Below are 25,650 nucleotides of genomic sequence, written 5' to 3'. Positions count from 1 at the left end.
GCCTTTTAAAAGGCTTTAATCTTGCTCAGGCTGTGGTGTGAGGCGTAAATAAGGTTTAACAGTCTTATAGCCTTTAGGGAAGCGTTGCTTAATTTCCTCTTCATCTTTAAGTGATGGGACAATAACGACATCTTCACCTTGCTGCCAATTCGCAGGCGTAGCGACTTTATGTTTATCTGTTAATTGTAATGAGTCAACCACACGTAAGACTTCATTAAAATTTCGACCTGTAGAAGCAGGGTAGGTAATAATTAAGCGAACTTTTTTGTTTGGATCAATAATCACTAAAGAACGCACTGTGAGTGTTTCACTGGCATTAGGATGGATGAAATCATAAAGCTCAGAGACTTTACGATCTTTATCCGCAATGATTGGAAAATTTACAGTTGTGTTTTGTGTTTCATTAATATCGTTGATCCAGCCCTTATGAGATTCTACATCGTCTACTGACAAAGCAATGGCTTTAACATTACGCTTCGTAAATTCATCTTTTAATTTTGCTGTGTAACCTAACTCTGTTGTACATACTGGCGTATAGTCGGCTGGATGTGAAAATAAGATTCCCCAACTATCCCCTAAAAAATCATAAAAATTAATTGTGCCTTCGCTCGATTCTTGTTGAAAATCGGGGGCAGTGTCTCCTAATTGTAGTGTCATGATATTTCCTCAATTGCTCATAATTTGTTATTCGATTGAATGAATATGCAGCATTTACTTTATGATTAAAATTATTGTTTTTGTATTTTATTATGAATTTTTTGTATAAGTGTAAATATATATGACTAAAACTCATTATTTTAAGTGCTTAATCAATGTAACTTTAAGGTAAATTTGCTAAATTAGATTTCTCGGAAGTTATGCTTAATAGATGAGCGTTAATGGTGCGTTTTAAGTGCCAAATACATGAAGGGGAACTAGATGAGTGAAATACCATTCATCTAACTATCAGATTTTTTTTAGGGGTTTTGTGCAAACCCCTTGTACTTCAAATTTCTGGCACCATAATAAACGACTGAGAAAAAGTTTATTCATTTGACCAAGCAAGATTTAGAGAGTTTATCCATGTTGGCAAGTCTGATCGGAGGTATCTTCGGTACAAAAAATGAGCGCGAACTCAAGCGAATGCGCAAAATTGTTGAGCAAATCAATGCGCTCGAGCCGACGATATCAGCTTTAAGCGATGCAGACTTATCTGCAAAAACTCCAGAATTCAAACAACGTTATAATAATGGCGAAAGTTTAGATAAATTACTTCCAGAAGCATTTGCAGTTTGTCGTGAAGCGGCCAAGCGTGTAATGGGCATGCGTCACTATGACGTTCAGCTTATTGGTGGTATTACCTTACATGAAGGCAAAATTGCCGAAATGCGTACCGGTGAAGGTAAAACCCTTATGGGTACTTTGGCGTGTTATTTAAACGCATTAAGTGGTGAAGGCGTTCATGTTATTACAGTGAACGATTATTTGGCACAGCGTGATGCTGAGTTGAACCGCCCATTATTTGAGTTTTTAGGTTTATCTATTGGTACGATCTATTCAATGCAAGGTCCGTCTGAAAAAGCGGAAGCTTATCTTGCTGATATTACCTATGGTACCAATAACGAATTCGGTTTTGACTACTTACGTGACAACATGGTGTTTTCTTTAGCAGAAAAGAAACAACGTGGTCTGCACTATGCCATTATCGATGAAGTTGACTCAATCTTGATTGATGAAGCACGTACACCATTAATTATTTCTGGTCAAAGTGAAGACTCTTCGCATCTGTATGCTGCAATTAATTCGATTCCTCCTAAATTACATCCGCAAAAAGAAGAAAAAGTGGCAGATGGTGGGCATTTCTGGATTGATGAAAAGCAGCGTTCAGTTGAAATGACCGAATTTGGTTATGAAACTGTTGAGCAAGAACTTATTCAAATGGGATTGTTGGCTGAAGGTGAAAGCCTATATTCAGCAACGAATCTGAGCCTTGTTCATCATGTGTCTGCTGCTATTCGTGCACATTTCTTATTTCAACGTGATGTTCACTATATTATTCATGATGGTGAAGTCGTGATTGTTGACGAACATACTGGTCGTACAATGCCGGGTCGTCGTTGGTCAGAAGGTTTGCATCAAGCAGTTGAAGCGAAAGAAGGTTTGGAAATTCAGCCTGAAAACCAGACTTTAGCGACCACAACATTCCAGAACTATTTCCGTCTATATAAAAAGCTTTCAGGCATGACAGGTACTGCTGATACTGAAGCTGCGGAAATGAAAGAAATTTATGGCCTTGATGTTGTGATTATTCCAACTCATCGCCCAATGGTACGTAATGACCAAAACGATTTAATTTATTTAAACCGTAACGGTAAATACGATGCGATTATTCAGGAAATTACGAATATTCGTGAGAAGGGTGTTGCACCGATTCTGATTGGTACCGCGACCATTGAAGCCAGTGAAATTTTATCTTCTAAGTTAATGCAAGCTGGTATTCATCACGAAGTGTTAAATGCAAAACAACATGAGCGTGAAGCTGACATTATTGCTCAGGCGGGTAGCCCGAATGCAGTAACGATTGCAACCAACATGGCTGGTCGTGGTACGGACATTATCTTGGGTGGTAACTGGAAAGCGAAACTTGCCAAACTTGAAAATCCTACTGCTGAAGATGAAGCACGTCTGAAAGCACAATGGGAACAAGACCACGAAGATGTATTGCAATCAGGTGGTTTGCACATCATTGGTTCTGAACGCCATGAATCACGCCGTATTGATAACCAGTTACGTGGTCGTGCGGGTCGTCAGGGTGACCCTGGTGTTTCTCGTTTCTATTTGTCTCTTGAAGACGACCTTATGCGTATTTTCGCAGGTGACCGCGTAGTCGGAATGATGCGTGCGATGGGTCTCCAAGAAAATGAAGCGATTGAACACAAAATGGTGAGTCGTTCAATCGAGAATGCTCAGCGTAAGGTTGAAGCGCGTAACTTTGATATTCGTAAAAACTTATTGAAATACGATGATGTGAATAATGAACAACGTAAGATCATTTATTCGCAACGTGATGAAGTATTAGCTGAAAATACTTTAAAAGAATACGTTGAAGAAATGCATCACGAAGTGATGAAAGGTGTGATTGCTAACTTTATTCCACCAGAGTCAATTCATGACCAGTGGGATGTGGAAGGTTTGGAAAACGCTCTACGTATTGATTTGGGTATTGAGTTACCAATTCAAGAGTGGTTAGATCAAGATCGCCGTCTAGATGAAGAAGGTTTAGTCGAGCGTATTAGTGATGAAGTAATTGAACGTTATCGCCAGCGCCGCGCTCAAATGGGTGAGGAATCAGCAGCAATGCTTGAACGTCACTTCGTTTTAAACTCTCTTGATCGTCATTGGAAAGATCACTTGGCTGCAATGGATTATTTGCGTCAAGGTATTCACTTACGTGGCTATGCGCAAAAAAATCCTGAACAGGAATACAAGAAAGAAGCTTTCAACCTGTTTGTAAATATGTTAGGTGTTATTAAAACTGATGTTGTGACTGATTTGTCTCGTGTACATATCCCAACACCAGAAGAACTTGCAGAAATGGAAGCTCAACAGCAGCAGCAAGCTGAATCAATGAAGCTTTCCTTTGAACATGACGATGTAGATGGTTTAACTGGTGAAGTTACACTTTCTCAAGAAACTACAGAATCTGTCGATCAGCAAGCTTTCCCTGTTCCAGAAAGCCGTAATGCACCATGCCCATGTGGGTCTGGACTAAAATATAAGCAATGTCACGGTAAGATCTAATCTGCCTTAAAGAAAAAAAGCAGAACTATTGTTCTGCTTTTTTTATGTTTGTAGTAAGCCTGTGAATAATGTTTGCAGTTTTAAGCATTAAATGCTATTTACTTCTCATCCAGAGTGTATGTTGGAAAGACAATGAAAAAAGTATTACAACCTTTATTTTTAACTGTTCTTGCTGTGCCTAGTTTTGTTTTCGCAGCAGAAGCAGCTTCAGCCCCTCAAACGACAACGGTTGATAAAGTACTTGCAGCAAAAGGCCCAACTTCGGCTCAAGCTGTAGTGAAGCAAGAAAATACTACAGTGATTAGCCCGCGTACAGGCATTCGCTATACGTTGGGTAACACAGGTAATCGCCCAATTATTTTACAAACGACGGCGATTGCTCCGGCAAACTCAGCAAACATTAATCGTATTGTAGCAACTAACCCTGCTTTATCTGTGAAGAGCCAAGAAAAAGCAAAAGTTGCACTCATTGGTGAAGCGGCTGTTGCTGGACCAGCTGCTGTTGCAGCAAGTAATGTAACAGCTCCTGCTGTATCAAATAGCATTGCACCTTCGAATCCAGCATCAATAAATTAAGATCATATATTTATAAAAAAGCCGGTTCAATTTTGAACCGGCTTTTTTTATATAAGAATTTCTAATTTTTAGATCTGATTATTCACATCATCATTTTTCGTTTCACGAATGAGTAAGAATGCGATGAGTGATAAAAGTGATGCCGCAGTAAGATAATAACCAACTGCATATAAACCATAAGTTTCAGCAAGCTTAGTTGCAATAAGTGGCGCAAATGATGCACCAAAAATGCCTGCTAAGTTAAACGTTAATGCTGAACCTGTGTAGCGAACTGAAGTTGGGAAAAGTTCAGAAAGAACTGTACCAATCGGACCATAGGTCAATCCCATAATCGCCAAGCCAGTACACAAGAAAAGGAAGACGATTAATGTATTTCCAGACTCTAACATGCTAGAGAAGAACAAGCCGAAAATCGCAGCAGCAATACAGACCCCAATGGAGGTTGTTTTACGACCAAATTTTTCTGCAAAAATAGCTGATAAAGGAATGAATGCAGCAAAGCAAAGGGTGGCAAAGAGCTGAAGTTCCAAAAACTCACCACGTGCATAACCAAGCTTTGTGGTTCCCCAGTTTAAGGCAAAGACAGTAGTAAGATAGAACACGACAAACGTACAGATTGCTGCAATCGTACCAAGAATAAGCTTACCCTTATGTTTAGTGATAACTTCTTTAAATGGAATATTAACTTCTTTTTGCTTATCTAAAACTTTTTGGAATGCTGGAGTTTCATGTAGTTTTAAACGGATATATAAACCCACAATCACTAATACAGCACTTGCAATAAATGGAATACGCCAACCCCATTGCATAAATGCTTGCTCAGGAATAGTTGCGCTCAATAATAAAAATGAACCAGTTGCCAAAATAAAACCAATTGGAGCACCAAGCTGTGGGAACATGCCATACCATGCTCTTTTACCTTCTGGGGCATTTTCAGTGGCGAGTAATACTGCACCGCTCCATTCACCACCTAAACCTAAGCCTTGTCCTAAACGGCATACAGCCAATAGTAAGGGGGCGAAGATTCCGATGTGCGCATAGGTAGGAAGTAAACCAATACATACGGTTGAAATACCCATGGTGAGTAAAGCTGCAACCAATGTGGCTTTCCGACCAATACGGTCTCCTAAATGCCCAAATATTGCGGCACCGATGGGACGGGCAATAAAGGCAATCGCGAAGGTTGCTAAAGATTGTAAGACTGCGGCACTGCCACTACTAGCAGGGAAAAACAGGTGAGGAAAAATAATAACGGCAGCAGTTGCATAGATATAAAAGTCGAAGAACTCAATGGTTGTACCGACTAAGCTTGCAAACAAAACCCGTGTTTTTGAATTAGTGGCTACTGCTGGAGCAGCAGTCGCAGAAGTTGACTCCATATAAGACCTTATATCAGCTAAAATTTATTTTTAATTTACTATTCCTTTTAAAGACGTATTTTTTCTAAAAGAATAGCGTGAAAGAACATCATCCATGACTCTTTCAGGATCACTGAATAAGAGTGAAAAATGAACTAAACTATGTACCAATAGATCGCAAGAAAATGTGCTCCTGCACCTAAAAGCACAAAAATGTGCCAGATCGCATGGGTATATCTTACCTTTTTTAACGCGTAAAACAATGCTCCAACCGTATAAGCTAAGCCGCCAAGGATCAAGAAAATCAATGCATCTTTACTTAAATACGTGCGCATGTCATCCATTACAAACACAGCAAGCCATCCCATTAAAATATACGCTAGCAAAGAAATTTTTTGAAAACGATGTATAAAAACTAACTTGAAAAGTGTACCAATTGCAGCGATGCTCCAAAGTGCAACCAACAGATAGTGAGCTTTTGTAGTAGGAATTGCGATGCTTAAGAAGGGTGTATACGTTCCAGCAATTAAATAATAAATAGCTGTATGGTCAAGCTTCTTATACCAGTAGCGTAGATTTTGTGTTTGAGCAAAGTGATAGAGTGTAGAACTAGTGAAAACCAAAATGAGACTAAATGAGTATACCCATAAACCCACCCACTGAGCAGTTGGAAGATAAGATCCCTTCATAATTAAAAAGATAGAAGCAATAACTGCCATAACGACACCAGCTCCATGGCTGTAGGCGTTAAGTAGTTCTTCTTTTGGATCGTAAGTTTCCAGCACAGATTTACTCATGAGTTTAATTTTTTTGATTAAAAATACAAATGTATAGAAATACAAAACAGTCGTAAAGTTATTTTATTTTTAATCCTAGACCCTTTAAACTTCTATTTTATATGAGTCTTCATTTTTTAGGTATATCCGTGTCGGTTTTCTCCTTTGAGCAAGAACAGAAATTCTTTTATGAAATCAAACAAATGCTTGATGAGCAGACTTTTGAGCGTTTGATTTTGAGCCAATATAAAGGAGAGTTGGAACAACTGGAAAAAATCACTTTCCGTATTGTAGAGTTACATGGACAAAAGCAGCTTTCGGCTTTATATCACTATACAACCCAAGATGTGACCAAAAATTATTCATTTGAAGAGGGCTTAGAACAGATTACAGCGCTTTTAGTGCGGTGTAAGCAAGCGAACTTATTTTCAACTACTCAAGAAATTCAACTTAAAAAAAATAAGAAAAAAGCCTTATTAAATATGGGTAAAAAGCAGGCTGTAAATGCGACACAAATGGTTCAGGCGCATGATCGTGAAAAGCAACGCTATGTACAGCAAGGCAATGCATTTCTAAAAGAGCTTGGTATTACCGATGAAAAAGGCCAAATCATTCCAAGCATGGCCCGTAAATGGAAACAGATAAATAAATTTATTGAAATTTTTGCGAGTGCCTATGAACAGATTGACGCATCTCAGCAAGAGTTACGGATTGTCGATTTCGGTTCAGGTAAAGGCTATTTAACTTTTGCTTTATATGATTATTTGCAAGAACAACAAAAAACACCTCTCATTACCGGTGTTGAATTACGCCCAAATCTGGTTGAATTCTGCCAAAAAGTTGCAGATAAAGTTGATTTCAATCATTTAGACTTTTTTGAAGGTGATGTACGTAGTTATCAACCGGAAAAGTTGGACGTTATGATTGCCTTGCATGCTTGTGACATTGCTACCGATTTTGCGATTCATACTGGCATTCGTTTAAATGCTTCAATGATTATGTGTGCCCCATGTTGCCATAAAGAGTTACGCCCACAATTACATAGTCCCGAAGTTTTACAGCCAATGCTGCAATTTGGAATTCATGCTGGTCAGCAAGCTGAGATGTTAACCGATACATTACGTGCATTACTTTTAAAAGCTTATGGCTATGAAACCAAAGTTTTTGAGTTTGTATCGCTTGAACATACCAGTAAAAACAAAATGATTCTGGCGACAAAGCGTAAGGATGTTACTCAGCCTGATGCCAAAATTATGGTTCAAATTCAAGCCTTGAAAGACATGTATGGTATTAAAAAACAAACTCTAGAATTGTTATTACAAGACCAGTTGCCTATCGAGAATATTGGTTGTAAGTGTTAAGCAGGTTAACCCATGTATAAAATTATAGCGGGTGGTTGGGAGCAGCTTGAGAAAGATGCCAAGCTCATTCGTGAGCAGGTTTTTATTCAAGAACAGGGAATTGTCCCTGAAGATGAATGGGATGATTTGGATGCCACAGTTTTGCATTTTATTGTGTACGATCGTGAGCAACCAATTGCTACAGCACGCTTGTTGCCACAGCATAGTGTAGGGCGGGTAGCTGTTTTAATGTCTTATCGAAAGCAGGGTATAGGTAAAATTTTAATGGAGCATATTATTGAATATGCGCGTCATCATAAATTGCCTTACCTAAAGCTTTCAGCGCAAACTTATGTGACCGCGTTTTATGAAGCATTGGGCTTTGTAGTTCAAGGCGAGGAATATCTAGATTGTGGTATCCCACATATTGATATGACTTTAGAGTTAAATTGAGACTTCTTTTTAGAAATCTCAATTTGGCATTATTTCATTGCATTCCAGCTTTCAATGGCTTGTAAACCTGTTTCTAAGCCGACTTCATAGCTATAGCGAAGTTTTTTCGGATTAGTACTTAAACGACCTGCCATATTCTTAAGGGGTGGCGGGCAAATTTCTAAAATTTGCTGGTCTGGGTTAGAACCGCGGACAAAATCTACTGAAGCATTATATCTGGCACAACGGCTACGTAAGCTGTTTGCAAAACCATAATGATGTTTAAAAGCATATTTCGCGAGGAATTGATCGCCTTTACTACTGGCTTTAAAGTAATTTTTTGGACGGGTACGCAAAACTAACAGTTTTTTGACATTACTTTGCTGAGCCGTCCAGCGAACAGGTAGGGCATCTGCAACGCCACCATCAAAGTATGGTTCACCCATAATATCGACGGGATGACGCGTTAAAACTGGAATTGAGCTAGAAGCACGAAGTGCATTCAGCAAGTTATCTTTACCCGCACGAAGATATTCTGCCTGCCCTGTTTTGGCATGCGTCAATACCATATAAAAATCAGGATTTTTAGCGAAAAGACTCTGTTGATCAAGCGGATGCTCTTGCTCGCCAATCTCCCACATCCATTTTAAATCAAGTAAATCACCGCCTTTAAAGAAGCGTTTGTAATCGATAAATTCAGGACGGAGTGAGTGATCAATATAAAACGTTAACGTGCGGCCTTGTTGACCAGCTAAGTAATTTGCAACGTTGGTTGAACCAGATGATACGCCAACATATAAATCGAAAGGGTTGAACTGCTGCTGTAAAAAAGCATCAAGTACGCCACTGGTAAAGGCACCACGCATGCCTCCACCCTCTACAACGAGTGCATTACGGGAAAAATCTGTCATTTGATATCTAATTACTGAGTTGAGTTCTGATGTTCTTTCATATCCATTTCAGACATGTTGTCACTATGTTGAGCGTGTTGCTCTGTGGAATTTTCAGCTTTTTGCTGCATTTGCTCTTGTTGTGCTTTGCGCTGAGCCCCTGGCATATAGTCAGGTTCATTACTCATTGCTAAATAGAAAAAGCCAAGGAAAATCGCACTTAAAACACCAACGATCAGAACAAATTTCCAGCCTAGAACTGCTGACTCGGAAGAATTTTTATCGGACATAAGGATTTCTCGAATGTGCTGTAGAAGCACAAAAATGAAGTCTATTTATAGCATATTTAGGCCTAGGGCTGAAATCTTAAAGGTTATAAAGAAAAACCCATATAAATAAAATATATTTATATGGGTAAGGTTTATGCAGTTTTTAAATATTCAGTAAGTCTAAGTTATTGAATATTTTGTTTCTGCTCTGCTTTGGTTTTTAGTAAAGCTGGCGGTGTAAAACGTTCACCATATTTGGCAGCTAATTCTTCTGCGCGTTTTTGTGCTTTATCAGTACCATACTGATTTAGGAATTGAATTGCTCCTCCTGTCCAAGGTGCATAACCAATCCCAAAGATAGAACCGACATTGGCATCAATCACAGACTCCAATACGCCCTCTTCATAACAACGTAAAGTATCTAAGGCCTGTACAAATAGAATGCGATCAATCATATCTTGTTCAGAAATATCATGATCTTTTTCCCAGCGGTTTAAACCTTCCCAAAGGTGTTTTTTACCATTTTCTGGATATTCATAGAAACCAGCGCCAGCCGCCTTACCTTTACGGTTTAGCTCATGAATCATGGTGTGAACGACTTCGTCTACAGAGGTTTTAGGTAAATCTTTGCCTTCGGTTTGCAGAGCTTTACGTGCCTCACCAGCAACATGTTCGGTTAATGTTAAAGACACTTCATCTTGAATAGCGAGTGGTCCAACTGGCATGCCAGCTTTAAGAGCAGCCATTTCAATACGTGCTGGGTGGACGCCTTCTGCAAGCAAACGCATACCTTCTTGGATAAAAGTACCAAATACTCGGCTGGTAAAGAAACCGCGGCTGTCATTAACGACAATTGGCGTTTTTCCAATTTGTTGTACAAAATCGTAGGCTTTAGCAAGTGTCTCTGCGGAGGTATTTTTACCTTTAATAATTTCGACCAACTGCATTTTGTCGACAGGGCTAAAGAAGTGTAGACCGATAAACGCTTTATCATCCTTACTTGCTTGAGCTAAACCCGTAATTGGTAGGGTGGAGGTATTCGATGCAAAAATTCCACCTTCAGCTAAATATTGTTCAGCTTCTTGAGTAACTTTGGCTTTGAGTTCTTGGTTTTCAAATACCGCTTCAATAATTAAATCACAGCCTTGAAGATCTTGAGCTGAAGCAGTAGCCGTAATGAGCGATAAAACCTGATCACGTTTTTCTGCGGTCATGCGGCCTTGTGAAACACGTTTATCTAAGAGTTTTTGTGAGTAAGCTTTGCCTTTCTCAGCATTTTCAATAGATACGTCTTTGAGTACAACTGGAATGCCTTTAATGGCTGTTGAATAAGCAATGCCCGCACCCATCATGCCTGCACCTAATACACCAACTTTGGTTGCTTGCCATTTTGCAACGTCGGCAGGGCGGCTAGCACCAGACTTAATCGCATTTAGACCATGCCAGAAAGTACCGATCATATTTTTGGAAATTTGGCCTGTTGTAAGCTGGGTAAAGTAGCGAGATTCAATACGCAGTGCAGTATCTACATCGACTTGAGCGCCTTCAACTGCGGCAGCCATAATCGCTTCAGGAGCAGGGTAGCAACCTTTGGTTTTGTCTCTTAACATGGCTGGTGCAATTGCAAGAACTTGTGCAACTGCTGGAGTTTTTGGATCACCGCCCGGAATTTTATAACCCTTCACATCAAAAGGCTGCTGAGACTTTGGATTGGCCTTGATCCAAGCAATTGCTTTATCTAAAAGCTCTTGTTCATTTTCAGCAGTATCGTGAATTAAACCTAAAGATTTTGCTTTATCAACACCGAACTGTTTGCCTTCCATTAAAAATGGGAATGCATTTTGAAGCCCAAGCAGACGTACCATGCGTACAATACCGCCGCCACCCGGTAACAAACCTAAAGTAACTTCAGGTAGGCCAAATTTACTTTTCGGGTCATTGATTGCAATACGGTGATGGCAACTTAATGCAATTTCCCAACCGCCGCCAAGTGCAGTGCCATTTAATGCTGCAACAACTGGAATTCCTAGCGTTTCAATTGTACGTAAATGACCTTTTAGCTTTTCAACCATATTAAAAAAGTCAGTCGCATGTTCCGGCTGAACTTGAATCAGCTCATCTAGGTCACCGCCTGCAAAGAAAGTTTTTTTAGCTGAGCGGAAAATAACACCTGAAAGTTCTGTTTCCGCTTTAAGTTTCTGAGTCGCCTCATCGAGTGAGTCACGAAACTCAGCATTCATGGTGTTCGCAGATTGACCTGTTGAATCAAGCGTTAAAATGACAATATTGTCGGCATTTTTTTCGTATTGAATTGCACTCATCTTTTATATCCCTAATTTTTATACGCGTTCAATAATGGTGGCAATACCCATCCCACCACCAACACAGAGCGTCGCTAAACCGCGCTTTTTATCTTGTCGTTCAAGCTCATCAAGTAGTGTGCCTAAAATCATGGCACCTGTTGCGCCTAAAGGATGGCCTAAAGCAATCGCACCGCCATTTACGTTGACTTTTTCAGCAGGGACGTTGAGCTCATTAATAAAACGCATAACAACTGCTGCGAATGCTTCATTCACTTCAAACAGGTCAATATCATCAATTGTGAGGCCAGCTTTTTCTAAAGCTTTACGTGCAGCAGGCGCGGGGCCAGTCAGCATGATGGTTGGGTCAGTACCGACTAACGCAGTTGCCAAAACTTTAGCGCGTGGTTTTAAATTTTGTTCTTTTACCGCTTTTTCAGAAGCCAATAAAACTACAGCCGCTCCATCGACAATGCCTGATGAGTTACCTGCGTGATGAACATGATTAATTTTTTGTGCTTCCGGATATTTTTGTAAAGCAACTGCATCAAAACCCATTTGCCCCATCATTTCAAAACTTGGGTTGAGCTTCGTTAGGCCTTCGAGTGTGGTGTTGCCTTTAATAAATTCATCTTTTTCTAAAATCACCACGCCTGCGTGATCTTTTACTGGTACGACAGAGTGATTGAAATAACCATTTGATTGAGCTGCTGCTGCTTTTTGTTGTGACTTCACAGCAAAATTATCAACATCTTCACGGCTATAGCCATCTAAGGTTGCAATCAGGTCTGCCCCAATACCTTGCGGAACAAATGATGATTTAAGGTTTGTTTCAGGATCTAACGCCCATGGTCCTCCATCGGAACCCATTGGAATGCGTGACATTGATTCAACGCCACCAGCAACCACTAAATCTTCCCAACCAGAACGAACTTTCATGGCTGCCATGTTGACGGCTTCCAAACCTGAAGCACAAAAACGATTGATTTGAACCCCAGCAACGTCATCATTCCAACCAGCTGCAATGGCTGCAGTTTTGGCAATGTCACCACCTTGATCACCAATAGGAGTTACGCAGCCTAAAACAATGTCGTCGACTTTAGATGTATCGAGTTGATGGCGCTGCTGTAATTCATTTAATAAAGTGGTGAGTAAGGTAATTGGTTTTACTTCATAAAGAGAGCCGTCTTTTTTTCCTTTTCCGCGTGGGGTGCGAATGGCATCAATAATATAAGCCTCGCTCATAGCAGTTCCTTTTTTATTGCTTAAAATTTATTTGTGTTTTGAGTGTACTGGTTTTAATAGCGAGTGCAATGACGATAAGCGCACCAGTCAGGTGATGATTTTTGCCAATAGAAATACAAAAAAGCCCAAGTTGAACTTGGGCTAAATGTGAAACTTAAATAGATTGAAGAATTAGTGATAACCGTGTAGCTGGCGATATAGGCCAGGGGTTACACCCGTCCATTTTTTAAATGCGCGGTGGAACGTACTGGTTTCACTAAAACCAACTTGTTGAGCAACGTCTTCAAGTGTTAATTCAGGGTTGAGTAATAAGTGAATTGCAGCATCTCGACGTAAGGCATCTTTTACACCTTGATAGCTTTTACCTTCGGCAGCCAAGCGGCGACGTAAGGTTTGAGGAGATAAATACAACATTGATGCAACGTCATTAAGCGTTGGCATTTCCTCACCAATCTGGCTTTTGAGCACTTCACGAATACGAGAAGTTAGCGAGTTAGTATTTTTGAATTTTACTAAAAGCTGAGCAGGCGCTGCTTTTAAGAATTCTTCTAGCGTTTTTTCATCTTGGCGGATTGGCAAATCAAGATAATCAGCCGCAAAGGTTATTTCAGTGCGTGGTGCATCAAACTGCATGACTGGTGCAAAAAATAATGCATCATATTCATCTGCATGTGCAGGACGTGGGTAGCTAAAATGAACACGCTCTAATGGCAAACGGCGTTCAATGAGCCATGATGCTAGACCGTGCCAAATCATAAGCATGCTTTCGGTAATGAAATGATCTGGATCTAAAGTTTTTGGAATGAGTGGAACTAGACGTGCTTCATGCTTGTCACGCTCTAGGCTGACAGACCATTCATCGCCAAATAATTTGTAAAATTGAGATGACAGTTCAAGGGCTTGGCCCAATGTTTTTGCGTGAATAATCAACTGACACATAATGGCAAAAGTGCCCAGACGACGTGGTTGTACGTCAAATCCAACGTGTTCATCCTGTGTGACCATCCACAACATTTTTATAAAACGAGTGTATTGTTCTGGTGAGATTCGAGCTTTAGGTTGACGTAATAATTCCGCTTCAATGCCCACATGTGAAAGGAGCATTTCAACATCCATGCCAAGGCGCTTTACGCCTGTCAAAGCCGCATTCACGAAGTGGATGCTAATCGTATCGCGACTCATATTGAATCCTTCAGTCTCTTTGATGTTCACTTTAAATTGACCTAAATGACCGTCTAAAAAAATAAATTGGCGATTTACAACAGAGTAAAAGCACTTTTTACATGTTAAATTGCCGAAATGATCAAGGTAAATGGCTGAACATGACATTGTTTTAGAATATTTGCTTAACTAATATAAAAGAAAATATGAATAATAGTGGTTAAAAAAACGATGACGACAGCATTAAATGGACTTAAAGTTCTCGATTTCTCGACACTCTTACCCGGACCTTTTGCCACAATGTACTTAGCCGATATGGGAGCAGAAGTCATCCATATCGAATCTCCATCGCGTCCAGATTTAATTCGGATCATGCCACCCTATGCAAATGGGCAAGCAACGGCACATAGTTATTTAAACCGAAATAAACAGTCAATTATTCTTGATTTAAAAGATCCTGCAAGTATCGAATTAATTAAAGCCAAAATTTCCGAGTTTGATATTGTCATAGAGCAGTTTCGACCTGATGTTATGCGCCGTCTAGGATTAGATTATTCAACACTTGCCGAAATTAATCCTCGCTTAATTTACTGCTCAATTACAGGTTATGGACAAACAGGAAGCTATAAAGATAGAGCAGGGCATGACATTAACTATTTAGCTTTAGCTGGTATTGCTGGATATAGTGGCCGACAAGACAATGGTCCGCCACCACTTGGTATTCAAGTTGCAGACATTGCAGGTGGTTCACTTCATGCAGTGATTGCTATTTTAGCGGCGGTGGTTGAACGCGGGCGTAGTGGACAAGGGCAATATATTGATATTTCTATGACTGATTGTGTTGCTAGCCTCAATAGTATGGCCGCATCCGCTACACTTGCCGCGCAGGTTGAACAGGCTCCTGAGCATGGCATGCTCAATGGTGGCATTTTCTATGACTATTATATGACTCAAGATGGTCGTTATCTTTCAATAGGTAGTCTTGAGCCACAGTTTATGTCTGGTTTGTCCGTAGCTCTTGATTTGCCTTTATTATTACAAAAAGGCGCTTCTTTGGATGTTGAAGATAGAAAGGAAGTTAAACAAGCGATTCAAGAAAAAATTAAAAGCAAAACATTTAAAGAGTGGCATGAAATTTTTGCAAACCTTGATGTGTGTGTAGAACCTGTTTTAAGTCTCACTGAGTCATTAAACTCGCCCTTAGCACAACAACGTGGATGGATTGTGGATGTTCCTTTGCAGAATAATACAGCAGATACAGAACCACAGTTGGCTTGCCCAATTAAGTTTTCAAGATCAAAAATGAGATATTCCTTTATAGGTCAAAAACTTGGTGAAGGACAATGGTAAAGAGCTGAGGTTATTTCTTAGACACTGTGTATTAAGATTATTATTAGATTAATCAATTGATTAACATTTTGAATAATTTCTTTACATAAAATTAGCGTACCCTTTATAAACAAAGACATAAAAGGTATGTAAACATGAAAACACATAAATCCTTGATGGCTTCCTGTTTATCCGTTTTATCAATTACTCTTTTCATACAGCACGCACAAGCTGCTGCTGCATTCGACCCAAATAGTCCGTGGATGTTGGGTGATTGGAACGGTCAACGCACCGCGTTACAAGCACAAGGTTATGATTTTTCTTTTGGATATACCGGCGAATACGCCGGTATTTTAGATTCAAAAAATACATCAACGCATGGTAGTGCTTATACGGGGCAACTTGCTTTAGGAACTCATTTTGATTTAAACAAAATTTTAGGGTGGCAAGATACTGAAGCTCAAATCACATTAACTTATCGTGATGGGCAATCACTTTCTGAACATTCACCAGCTTTAGCGGGGCACTTAAGCTCGGCACAAGAAGTGTGGGGGCGTGAGCAAACTTGGCGTTTAACCGATTTGTGGATCAAGAAAAAATTTCTTGACCAGAAGTTAGACGTGAAAGTTGGTCGTTTTGGTGAAGGTGAAGACTTTAATAGTTTTGACTGTGATTTCCAGAACTTGGCGCTTTGTGGTTCACAAGTCGGTAACTGGGTGGGCGAACAGTGGTATAACTGGCCAGTCAGCCAATGGGCAATGCGCGTTAAATATAATTTGCAACCCGATTTATATACGCAAGTAGGTGTATATGAATATAATCCAGAAAATCTGGACCGAGGCAAAGGCTTTAACCTAAGTACCGATGGCTCTCACGGTGCAATTATTCCAGCAGAAGTAGTGTGGTCACCTAAATTAGGCGCTCAAAGTATGGCTGGTGAATACCGTTTAGGGTATTACTACAGCACTGCTGATGCCGAAGAAATTACAAATAAGGCTCAAACATCTCATAAGCAAGGGGTGTGGGTAACTGCAAAACAAAAATTATTCCAGCCGGTTGATCAAACAGACCGTGGTTTGACTGGGTTTGTGAACCTAACGTTCCACGACTCTGATACCAACAAAATTGATAACATGCAAAATGTAGGCTTAGTCTATAAAGGTTTGCTCAATCAACGTCCTCAAGATGAATTGGCATTAGGTGTTGCACGTATCCATATCAACGATGATTGGAACGATGTCCAAAATAAAGAATACGACACTGAATACAATACCGAGCTTTACTACGGTATTCATGCGACAAACTGGCTAACTATCCGTCCAAATGTGCAATATGTTCGTCATGTTGGTGCATTAAAAAATGGTGATAACACTTGGGTAGGCGGTATTAAATTCTCAACTGCATTCTAAGCGTAATTACTCCGAAAAACGGATTGTCGAGGGCTAAATCATTGATTGAATAATCCTGACCTTCCGTTTTTTCTTTATGCCTGAGTTTTGTTTTAGATGTATTGATAGGCCGATTTTTGATGAAAAGCTTGGCCTATCTTTCCGATAAAAATGATGATTGATAAGAGGTGGTTTATGACTCAACCTACTTCAAGATCAGGTTTAACGACTTTTACCGTAATTATTATTGGGTTATTAGCGTTATTCCTGTTAATTGGAGGTATTTGGCTCGCTACATTAGGCGGTTCAATTTACTATATTATTACTGGTGTATTACTCCTAATTGTTGCATGGCAACTCTATAAGCGCGCATCTACCGCATTGTGGGTGTACGCTGCTTTAATGCTAGGTACCATTATTTGGGGTGTCTGGGAAGTTGGAACAGACTTCTGGGCGCTTGCACCTCGTTTAGATATTTTAGGTATTCTTGGTTTATGGTTATTGGTTCCAGCCGTAACTCGTGGAATCAGCAACCTTGGATCAAGTAAAGTTGCCTTATCTTCAACTCTAGCAATTGCAATCTTGTTGATGGTTTATTCTATCTTCAACGATCCGCAAGAAATTAATGGTGAAATCAAGACACCTCAACCAGAAACTGCTCAAGCGGTGCCAGGTGTAGCAGAGAGTGACTGGCCAGCGTATGGTCGTACTCAAGCAGGTGTACGTTATTCTCCGTTAAAACAGATTAATGATCAAAATGTAAAAGATTTGAAAGTTGCTTGGACTTTACGTACTGGTGATCTTAAGACAGATAATGACTCTGGCGAAACGACCAATCAGGTTACACCGATTAAAATCGGTAATAACATGTTTATCTGTACAGCTCATCAACAATTGATTTCAATTGATCCAGCTACAGGTAAAGAAAAATGGCGTTTTGATCCGAAGCTTAAAACGGATAAATCGTTCCAGCATTTAACTTGCCGTGGTGTGATGTACTACGATGCAAACAACACAACTGAGTTTGCAACGAGTCTTCAAAGCAAGAAATCTGACTCTACACAATGTCCGCGTAAAGTCTTTGTTCCTGTGAATGATGGCCGTTTAGTTGCGGTGAATGCTGACACTGGTAAAGCATGTACTGACTTTGGTAAAAATGGTGAAGTGAACTTGCAAGAGTTTATGCCATATGCTTACCCAGGTGGTTACAACCCAACATCTCCTGGTATCGTGACTGGTTCAACAGTTGTTATTGCTGGTTCGGTAACCGATAACTACTCAAATAAAGAGCCATCTGGTGTAATTCGTGGATACGACGTTAACACTGGTAAACTCCTTTGGGTATTTGATACTGGCGCAGCAGATCCAAATGCAATGCCGGGCGAAGGTACGAATTTCGTTCATAACTCACCAAATGCGTGGGCTCCTTTAGCATACGATGCCAAACTTGATATCGTTTATGTTCCAACAGGTGTAGGTACTCCAGATATCTGGGGTGGCGACCGTACCGAATTGAAAGAGCGTTATGCGAACTCGATGTTAGCGATTAATGCCTCAACTGGTAAACTGGTATGGAACTTCCAAACAACCCATCACGATTTATGGGATATGGACGTACCATCACAACCATCTTTAGCTGATATCAAAAACAAAGCTGGCCAAACTGTTCCTGCAATCTATGTATTGACAAAAACAGGTAATGCCTTTGTTCTTGATCGTCGTAATGGTCAACCAATTGTTCCTGTGACTGAAAAACCAGTACCACAAACAGTTAAACGTGGACCACAAACTAAAGGTGAGTTCTACTCAAAAACTCAGCCATTCTCTGACTTGAACTTAGCTCCACAAGATAAATTGACTGATAAAGATATGTGGGGTGCCACTATGCTTGATCAGCTTATGTGTCGTGTATCTTTCAAACGTCTAAATTACGATGGTATTTATACGCCACCATCTGAGAACGGTACTTTAGTTTTCCCTGGTAACTTGGGTGTGTTTGAATGGGGCGGTATGTCAGTTAACCCTGACCGTCAAGTTGCTGTGATGAATCCGATTGGTTTGCCGTTCGTAAGTCGTTTAATTCCTGCTGATCCAAACCGTGCACAAACTGCAAAAGGTGCGGGAACTGAGCAGGGTGTACAACCGATGTACGGTGTACCTTATGGTGTTGAAATTAGCGCATTCTTATCTCCGCTTGGTTTACCTTGTAAACAACCAGCTTGGGGCTATGTAGCTGGCGTTGATTTGAAAACTCATGAAGTGGTATGGAAAAAACGTATTGGTACAATTCGTGACAGCTTGCCGAACTTGTTCCAATTACCAGCTGTGAAAATTGGTGTGCCTGGTTTAGGTGGTTCAATTTCTACTGCCGGTAATGTCATGTTTGTTGGTGCAACTCAAGATAACTATTTACGTGCGTTTAACGTCACGAATGGTAAGAAACTTTGGGAAGCGCGTTTGCCAGCAGGTGGACAAGCAACACCAATGACTTATGAAATCAATGGTAAGCAATATGTTGTGATTATGGCTGGTGGTCATGGTTCATTTGGTACAAAAATGGGTGACTATTTAGTGGCCTATGCCTTACCAGATAACAAATAAAAAGCTTTTATAGAAAGGGCCTGGATTTATCCGGGCTTTTTTATGTCGATTTATATTAAAGCTTATCAATAAAACCGTTATTAAATATGCAAAAAAAGCATTTTATTGATGAATGAAAGCTCGTTATGCTATCCGCCTTAATAATGAATCTACTAGCCATACGCCATGTATTTATATACCGATTTCGACCAGCAGCTGGTTAATGAACGAGTTGCTCAGTTCCGTGATCAGACTGAACGCTATTTAGCTGGCAAACTTTCTGAAGATGAATATCGTCCGTTACGTTTGCAAAATGGTTTATATGTGCAACGCTATGCGCCTATGCTGCGTATTGCTGTGCCGTATGGCTTAATGAATTCTAAGCAATTACGTAAAGTTGCTGAAGTTTCAACTGCTTATGACCGTGGATATGCACACGTATCTACACGTCAAAACATTCAGTTGAACTGGCCTGCACTTGAAGATGTGCCAGATATTTTGGCAGAACTTGCAACTGTACAAATGCATGCCATTCAAACCAGTGGTAACTGTATTCGTAACACAACAACTGACCAATACGCAGGAGTGGTTGCTGGTGAAATTGCAGACCCACGTCCAACATGTGAGTTGATTCGTCAGTGGAGTACATTCCACCCAGAATTTGCATTCTTGCCACGTAAGTTCAAAATTGCTGTTTCTGCACTTGAAGAAAAAGATCGTGCGGCAACTGCATTCCACGATATTGGTGTTTATATCGTGCGTAATGAAGCGGGCGAAATCGGCTATAAAATTATGGCTGGTGGTGGTTTAGGCCGTACTCCAATCATTGGTAGCGTTATTCGTGAGTTTTTACCGCGCGAAGATTTAATTGCTTACTTAGAAGCGGTTCTACGTGTTTATAACTTGCATGGCCGTCGTGATAATAAATACAAAGCGCGTATTAAAATTCTAGTTAAAGCATTAACTCCTGAAGTATTTGCTCAGAAAGTTGAAGCTGAATTTGAACATACACGTGAAGCATTGAAAATTCAGCCAGAAATCTTGAAAAAATTGGATGAAGAATTCACTCCTTTTGATTATCAAGATTTGGCAGATGAAGACTTTACAGCTTTATTTGCTGAGCATCCAAAATTCAAACAGTGGTTCAACATCAACACGCATGCGCATAAAGTGAAGGGCTATCGTATTGTTACGATTTCTCTAAAACGTGCAGGTATCGCACCGGGTGATATGACCACTGAAGAAATGAATTTTATTGCAGATCTTGCTGATAAATACACTTTCGGTGAACTTCGCACGACTCACGAACAAAACATTGCTTTGGCAGATGTGCCTCAAAAAGATTTGTTCGATGTATGGCAAGCGCTTGAACAGCAAAATATGGCACGTGCACATATTGGTTTTATTACCGATATTATTAGTTGCCCGGGCGGTGATTTCTGTTCACTTGCAAATGCGAAATCAATTCCAATTGCTGAAGCGATTACTCGTCGTTTCGATGACTTAGATAAAGTTTATGATCTTGGTCATTTAGATCTAAATATCTCTGGTTGTATGAATGCTTGTGGTCATCACCACGTAGGTAACATCGGTATTTTAGGTGTAGATAAAAAAGGCGCTGAATTCTACCAAATTACACTAGGTGGTAATTCTGACCATGATGCATCAATCGGTGACATCTTAGGGCCATCATTTGCAGCAGATGCTGTGCCTGATGTAATTGAGGAAGTATTAAATACTTATCTTGATTTGCGTACAGAAGGTGAGCGTTTTGTTGATACATATCGCCGTGTAGGAATTCAACCATTTAAGGAGCGTGCATATGCTTAATACAGCTCTACCAGTGCTTTATAAAGATGGCACGATTGCAGATAATACTTATCAAATTATTGGTGAAGATGGTGTGATTCCTCAAGGTGACGTTGTGGTAACGACAGCTCAACTTGACCAATTAACTAACGTTCAAGGCAAAAAAGCTTTGTATGTGACGGTAAATGATTCACCTGAAGAGCACACATTTCCATTAAGTGAACTTGATGCAATCTTCATTGAGTTTGCAGGTTTTGGTGATGGTCGTGGTTATTCATTTGCTGCACTATTGCGCCGTCAAGGTTTCCAAGGTGAGTTACGTGCAACAGGTGATGTGTTTAAGGATGTTTTAAACTATTTAAAGCGTTCTGGTTTTGATAGCTTTGTTGTAAAAGAAGGCAAAGACGTACAAGAAGCTGCGGCAGGTTTGCAAGACTTTACCAATCCGTATCAAGCTTCAACTGGTGTGCCAGAAGCGAGTTATCAAACAGGTGCTCAATAAATCTTGAAATAAAAAAATCCCGCAATTTGCGGGATTTTTTTATATTGAAAATTATGTATCAAGTTGGCAGTTAACCATCCACTTTATACCAAATTGATCGGTAAATGCTCCGTATAATGCACCCCAGAAGGTTTTTTCTAGAGGCATTTCAATTTGACCATTTACAGACAACGCATCAAAAAGTTGTTTAGCCTTTTCTTGCTCGTCCTTTTCAAGGTTAATTGCGATGTAGTGATTATTGCCTTGGGTAAAAACACTGTTAGGCGCACAGAACTGATCATTTGTATCTGATGCCATAAGTACAGTATATTCATTGATAGGTAGAGAAACGTGAAGAACCAGATTTTTGTTTGCTTCAGATAATGTCACACCTTCTGACGGTGGCATATCACCATAGCGACTCAACATGGCGAACTCGCCACCAAAAACTGATTTATAAAAATTAAAGGCTTGTTCTGCTTGACCTTGGAAATTGAGATAGTGATTGAGTTGCATTGTTATTGTCCATTGTTGTTTTCGTTTAAAAGAATAAGTTAAAACTTAAAAGTGATTTTGTGGGTCTTTTTTTGTAGTTTTTTCATAAAAAAATCCCACCGAAGTGGGATTTTAAAATAGTTAATTTTAATTAAATAAGTTCAATCGCAACGGCTGTTGCTTCACCACCGCCAATACAAAGTGCTGCAATACCTTTTTTACCGCCAGTACGTTTCAGTGCATGAATCAACGTAAGAATAATACGAGAACCTGTAGAACCTACTGGATGACCTAGGGCACAAGCACCACCATTGATATTGACTTTTTCAGCATCAAGTTTGAAATCATCAATTGGACACATAGTAACCATAGCAAAAGCTTCGTTAATTTCCCAAAGATCAACGTCTTGAGCATTCCATCCCGCTTTTTTAAGAACTTTTTCGATAGCACCGACAGGAGCGATCGTAAATTCTGAAGGATGCTGAGAGTTTGACGCTGTCGCGATAATTTTCGCAAGTGGTTGTAAACCGCGCTGTGCTGCAACTTCACTTGAAGTTAATACTAAGGCAGATGCACCATCCGAAATAGAGCTTGCGTTTGCTGCGGTAATTGTACCGTCTTTTGCAAAAGCTGGTTTAAGCGAAGGAATTTTGTCGATTTTTGCATTTAGAGGTTGTTCATCTTGATCAACAACGACATCACCTTTGCGACTAGGTACGGTAACCGAAACAATTTCATCTTTGAAATACCCTTCAGTAATTGCTGTTTGAGCACGTTTCAAAGAGCGAATCGCAAAGTCATCCATTTGTTCGCGCGTATAGCCACGAGTATTTGCCATATCTTGAGCAAAAGAACCCATTAAACGACCAGTTTCAGCATCTTCAAGTCCATCAAGAAACATGTGATCCTTAATTTCACCATGACCCATGCGGTAGCCAGCACGTGCTTTTGGTAAAACATAAGGTGCATTTGTCATAGACTCCATGCCGCCAGCAACAACAATGTCAGCACTGCCTGCTTTAATCATGTCGGTTGCTTGCATCACGGCTTTCATACCAGAGCCACAAAGCTTATTAATAGTCACAGCACCTGTAGAATCAGGTAAACCAGCTTTGCGCATTGCTTGACGAGCAGGGCCTTGTTTTAAACCCGCAGGAAGAACACAACCCATAATGACTTCTTCGACATCAGTAGGTTGTAAACCTGCTCGTGCGATTGCTTCTTTAATCGTTACAGCACCTAATTCAGGCGCTGTAAGTCCTGATAGTGATCCTTGAAAACCACCCATGGCAGTACGAGCACCATTAACAATTACGATATCAGTCATTGTTGTAATCTCCGATTGTTCTTTATCTCAAATTAAGAAAACATTAAAACTTAAGCAGTATATTGCAAAATGGGGGAGGGCTTGGATTCTGTATTAGACTGTAGAGTTCTAACAATTTTGAAGTTCTTCTAAGCGTACATGCCCCATTTTGCTAAGAACTAATTTAAAATTTTTAAGCTGATTATAAGAACAATAAGTAAAACTGCCGTTAGACTCTCGTGGAAGTCCGGTATCTCCCTGAAATACGATACTATTTAAATTTTTGCCGAATTTTTGAAATTTCAAAGAGCCATAACGATGATTAAGTTCAATATTGGTTAATATTTCTTCGTCGCTTTCTCTTTGTAGATTATGATTTGTGTCTACAAAGCTTATAAGCCTTGTATCCCAATTACTATTACATATAGACAAATCAACACTTGGGCAAAGTACGACACTCTTATGTCGTAGAATTGCGTCGTATTTGGCTTTTTGTATATGAATTGTGAGTAGTCGAGGTGTGCTTTTAAATTCCATTGAAGCCATAAATTGGTGGTATAAAGGAAGGGCTAGGGTGAACGTAATCATAAGAATTGCGAGCGTTATAATGAGTTCCATCAATGTGAAACCGGGAGATTTAAACATTAAAATTCCTTAATATATAAAGAAATATTTTGATTTTATGCGTTCTATCAATGATTTATATGACTTTTTATAATGAGGAAACACAAAATTAAATAAAGGTTATCAGGACGCTAGAATACTGGTAAAATCACCCTAAGCGAAAGAAAGAAGTTGTTCATATTTGCTAGTTGAGTAAAAAATTACCGAATTACAACGGAAATTGTAAGTAATTTTGTCAATAATTTACTTGATTAAAATTATCAAGCACTTGGAAAGTCTATCAAGTGTTTGTATGATTCAAATGTGAATAGCTTAAAAATAATACTGGGGTGAAAATATCTCAGGGGCCAATAAATTTAGGCTGAGCTTGAACAACAATTGTTATCTCTGGAGGATATCCATGAAATTGAGTCGTATTGCACTTGCTACTATGCTTGTTGCTGCTCCATTAGCTGCTGCTAATGCTGGCGTAACAGTTACTCCATTATTGCTTGGTTACACTTTCCAAGACAGCCAACACAATAATGGCGGTAAAGATGGTAACTTAACAAACGGTCCTGAGTTACAAGACGATTTATTCGTTGGTGCAGCTCTTGGTATCGAGTTAACACCATGGTTAGGTTTCGAAGCTGAATATAACCAAGTTAAAGGTGACGTAGACGGCGCTGCTGCTGGTGCTGAATACAAACAAAAACAAATCAACGGTAACTTCTATGTTACTTCTGATTTAATCACTAAAAACTACGACAGCAAAATTAAGCCGTATGTATTGTTAGGTGCTGGTCACTACAAATACGACTTTGATGGCGTAAACCGTGGTACACGTGGTAATTCAGAAGAAGGTACTTTAGGTAACGCTGGTGTAGGTGCTTTCTGGCGCTTAAACGACGCTTTATCTCTTCGTACAGAAGCTCGTGCTACTTATAACGCTGATGAAGAGTTCTGGAACTATACAGCTCTTGCTGGTTTAAACGTAGTTCTTGGTGGTCACTTGAAGCCTGCTGCTCCTGTAGTAGAAGTTGCTCCAGTTGAACCAACTCCAGTTGCTCCACAACCACAAGAGTTAACTGAAGACCTTAACATGGAACTTCGTGTGTTCTTTGATACTAACAAATCAAACATCAAAGACCAATACAAGCCAGAAATTGCTAAAGTTGCTGAGAAGTTAACTGAATACCCTAACGCTACTGCACGTATCGAAGGTCACACAGATAACACTGGTCCACGTAAGTTAAACGAACGTTTATCTTTAGCTCGTGCTAACTCTGTTAAATCAGCTCTTGTAAACGAATACAACGTTGATGCATCTCGTTTGTCTACTCAAGGTTTCGCTTGGGATCAACCGATTGCTGACAACAAAACTAAAGAAGGTCGTGCTATGAACCGTCGTGTATTCGCGACAATCACTGGTAGCCGTACTGTAGTTGTTCAACCTGGTCAAGAAGCGGCAGCTCCTGCAGCAGCTCAATAATTTGAGTTCTTGAACAGTAAAAAAGCGACTCGTTAGAGTC

General features: G+C 39.9%; 21 protein-coding genes. 10 read left to right on the top strand and 11 right to left on the bottom strand.

Annotated features, from left to right (window positions below; all coding sequences use genetic code 11):
• Positions 1 to 15 precede the first annotated feature (15 nt).
• Entirely contained in the window at positions 16 to 657 is a 642-nt protein-coding gene (locus tag ACS604_RS13490) for a peroxiredoxin (protein WP_474771958.1), read from the bottom strand.
• Positions 658 to 1,062: 405 nt separating this feature from the next.
• Here ACS604_RS13490 and secA point away from each other — a divergent pair, with 405 nt between their 5' ends.
• Together secA and ACS604_RS13480 are read left to right on the top strand one after the other, a co-directional pair.
• Positions 1,063 to 3,780 (top strand): preprotein translocase subunit SecA, encoded by a 2,718-nt coding sequence (secA, locus tag ACS604_RS13485; RefSeq protein WP_474771957.1) that lies wholly within the window; start codon positions 1,063 to 1,065, stop codon positions 3,778 to 3,780.
• Between the two features lie 132 nt (positions 3,781 to 3,912).
• Positions 3,913 to 4,356, top strand: coding sequence for a hypothetical protein (locus ACS604_RS13480; protein ID WP_004789183.1), 444 nt, complete (start codon positions 3,913 to 3,915; stop codon positions 4,354 to 4,356).
• A gap of 68 nt (positions 4,357 to 4,424) precedes the next feature.
• Here ACS604_RS13480 and ACS604_RS13475 read toward each other — a convergent pair whose 3' ends face one another.
• Positions 4,425 to 5,735 carry an MFS transporter gene (locus ACS604_RS13475; RefSeq protein WP_474771956.1) on the bottom strand — a complete coding sequence of 437 codons (1,311 nt, stop codon included), beginning with the start codon at positions 5,733 to 5,735 and terminating at the stop codon, positions 4,425 to 4,427.
• Between the two features lie 134 nt (positions 5,736 to 5,869).
• A complete protein-coding gene (gene trhA / locus ACS604_RS13470; RefSeq protein WP_474771955.1) occupies positions 5,870 to 6,511 on the bottom strand; it encodes a PAQR family membrane homeostasis protein TrhA in 642 nt (213 codons plus the stop codon).
• A 128-nt stretch (positions 6,512 to 6,639) separates the two neighbouring features.
• Between trhA and ACS604_RS13465 the strand changes: the two genes are divergently transcribed.
• Positions 6,640 to 7,851 (top strand): class I SAM-dependent methyltransferase, encoded by a 1,212-nt coding sequence (locus ACS604_RS13465; protein ID WP_474771954.1) that lies wholly within the window; start codon positions 6,640 to 6,642, stop codon positions 7,849 to 7,851.
• A 12-nt stretch (positions 7,852 to 7,863) separates the two neighbouring features.
• The gene (locus ACS604_RS13460; RefSeq protein ID WP_474771953.1) at positions 7,864 to 8,283 is read left to right on the top strand and encodes a GNAT family N-acetyltransferase; all 420 of its coding nucleotides are present in this window, start codon (positions 7,864 to 7,866) and stop codon (positions 8,281 to 8,283) included.
• 29 nt (positions 8,284 to 8,312) lie between these two features.
• Here ACS604_RS13460 and ACS604_RS13455 read toward each other — a convergent pair whose 3' ends face one another.
• The 5 genes from ACS604_RS13455 to ACS604_RS13435 all read right to left on the bottom strand — a co-directional run bounded on the left by ACS604_RS13455 (position 8,313) and on the right by ACS604_RS13435 (position 14,148).
• Positions 8,313 to 9,173: a patatin-like phospholipase family protein gene (locus tag ACS604_RS13455; protein WP_231764613.1), complete on the bottom strand. Its 861-nt coding sequence runs from the start codon at positions 9,171 to 9,173 to the stop codon at positions 8,313 to 8,315.
• An 11-nt stretch (positions 9,174 to 9,184) separates the two neighbouring features.
• On the bottom strand, positions 9,185 to 9,442 hold the full coding sequence (locus tag ACS604_RS13450) for a hypothetical protein (RefSeq protein ID WP_474771952.1): 258 nt from the start codon (positions 9,440 to 9,442) through the stop codon (positions 9,185 to 9,187).
• A gap of 164 nt (positions 9,443 to 9,606) precedes the next feature.
• A complete protein-coding gene (locus tag ACS604_RS13445) occupies positions 9,607 to 11,742 on the bottom strand; it encodes a 3-hydroxyacyl-CoA dehydrogenase NAD-binding domain-containing protein (RefSeq protein ID WP_474771951.1) in 2,136 nt (711 codons plus the stop codon).
• 18 nt (positions 11,743 to 11,760) lie between these two features.
• Complete coding sequence (locus ACS604_RS13440) at positions 11,761 to 12,966, bottom strand: acetyl-CoA C-acetyltransferase (RefSeq protein ID WP_107881252.1); 1,206 nt, start codon at positions 12,964 to 12,966, stop codon at positions 11,761 to 11,763.
• A gap of 171 nt (positions 12,967 to 13,137) precedes the next feature.
• Positions 13,138 to 14,148 (bottom strand): AraC family transcriptional regulator, encoded by a 1,011-nt coding sequence (locus tag ACS604_RS13435; RefSeq protein ID WP_004789200.1) that lies wholly within the window; start codon positions 14,146 to 14,148, stop codon positions 13,138 to 13,140.
• 210 nt (positions 14,149 to 14,358) lie between these two features.
• On the opposite strand from ACS604_RS13435, the gene ACS604_RS13430 reads away from it, so the two are divergent.
• The 5 genes from ACS604_RS13430 to ACS604_RS13410 all read left to right on the top strand — a co-directional run bounded on the left by ACS604_RS13430 (position 14,359) and on the right by ACS604_RS13410 (position 21,735).
• Complete coding sequence (locus ACS604_RS13430; protein WP_474771950.1) at positions 14,359 to 15,477, top strand: CaiB/BaiF CoA transferase family protein; 1,119 nt, start codon at positions 14,359 to 14,361, stop codon at positions 15,475 to 15,477.
• 155 nt (positions 15,478 to 15,632) lie between these two features.
• Positions 15,633 to 16,865: a carbohydrate porin gene (locus tag ACS604_RS13425; protein ID WP_081399429.1), complete on the top strand. Its 1,233-nt coding sequence runs from the start codon at positions 15,633 to 15,635 to the stop codon at positions 16,863 to 16,865.
• A gap of 174 nt (positions 16,866 to 17,039) precedes the next feature.
• Positions 17,040 to 19,445 carry a membrane-bound PQQ-dependent dehydrogenase, glucose/quinate/shikimate family gene (locus tag ACS604_RS13420; protein ID WP_312823492.1) on the top strand — a complete coding sequence of 802 codons (2,406 nt, stop codon included), beginning with the start codon at positions 17,040 to 17,042 and terminating at the stop codon, positions 19,443 to 19,445.
• A gap of 165 nt (positions 19,446 to 19,610) precedes the next feature.
• Positions 19,611 to 21,254: a nitrite/sulfite reductase gene (locus tag ACS604_RS13415; protein ID WP_004789205.1), complete on the top strand. Its 1,644-nt coding sequence runs from the start codon at positions 19,611 to 19,613 to the stop codon at positions 21,252 to 21,254.
• Positions 21,247 to 21,735 carry a DUF934 domain-containing protein gene (locus tag ACS604_RS13410; protein WP_474771949.1) on the top strand — a complete coding sequence of 163 codons (489 nt, stop codon included), beginning with the start codon at positions 21,247 to 21,249 and terminating at the stop codon, positions 21,733 to 21,735. Before ACS604_RS13415 ends, ACS604_RS13410 begins: the two co-directional genes overlap by 8 nt.
• Positions 21,736 to 21,786: 51 nt before the next feature.
• Here the strand turns inward: ACS604_RS13410 and ACS604_RS13405 are convergent, their stop codons facing one another.
• From ACS604_RS13405 to ACS604_RS13395, 3 genes are all read right to left on the bottom strand, one after another.
• Entirely contained in the window at positions 21,787 to 22,230 is a 444-nt protein-coding gene (locus ACS604_RS13405) for a VOC family protein (RefSeq protein ID WP_009389331.1), read from the bottom strand.
• Between the two features lie 130 nt (positions 22,231 to 22,360).
• The gene (locus ACS604_RS13400; RefSeq protein WP_004789212.1) at positions 22,361 to 23,536 is read right to left on the bottom strand and encodes a thiolase family protein; all 1,176 of its coding nucleotides are present in this window, start codon (positions 23,534 to 23,536) and stop codon (positions 22,361 to 22,363) included.
• 108 nt (positions 23,537 to 23,644) lie between these two features.
• Positions 23,645 to 24,160 (bottom strand): GspH/FimT family pseudopilin, encoded by a 516-nt coding sequence (locus ACS604_RS13395; protein WP_474771948.1) that lies wholly within the window; start codon positions 24,158 to 24,160, stop codon positions 23,645 to 23,647.
• Positions 24,161 to 24,539: 379 nt separating this feature from the next.
• Here ACS604_RS13395 and omp38 point away from each other — a divergent pair, with 379 nt between their 5' ends.
• Complete coding sequence (gene omp38, locus ACS604_RS13390; RefSeq protein ID WP_031949255.1) at positions 24,540 to 25,610, top strand: outer membrane protein Omp38; 1,071 nt, start codon at positions 24,540 to 24,542, stop codon at positions 25,608 to 25,610.
• Positions 25,611 to 25,650 lie beyond the last annotated feature (40 nt).

It is taken from the genome of Acinetobacter sp. Li1LvA2 (assembly GCF_056156705.1).
The sequence above is the reverse complement of the archived record's forward strand: the minus strand, read 5'-3'. Positions and strand labels throughout refer to the sequence as shown.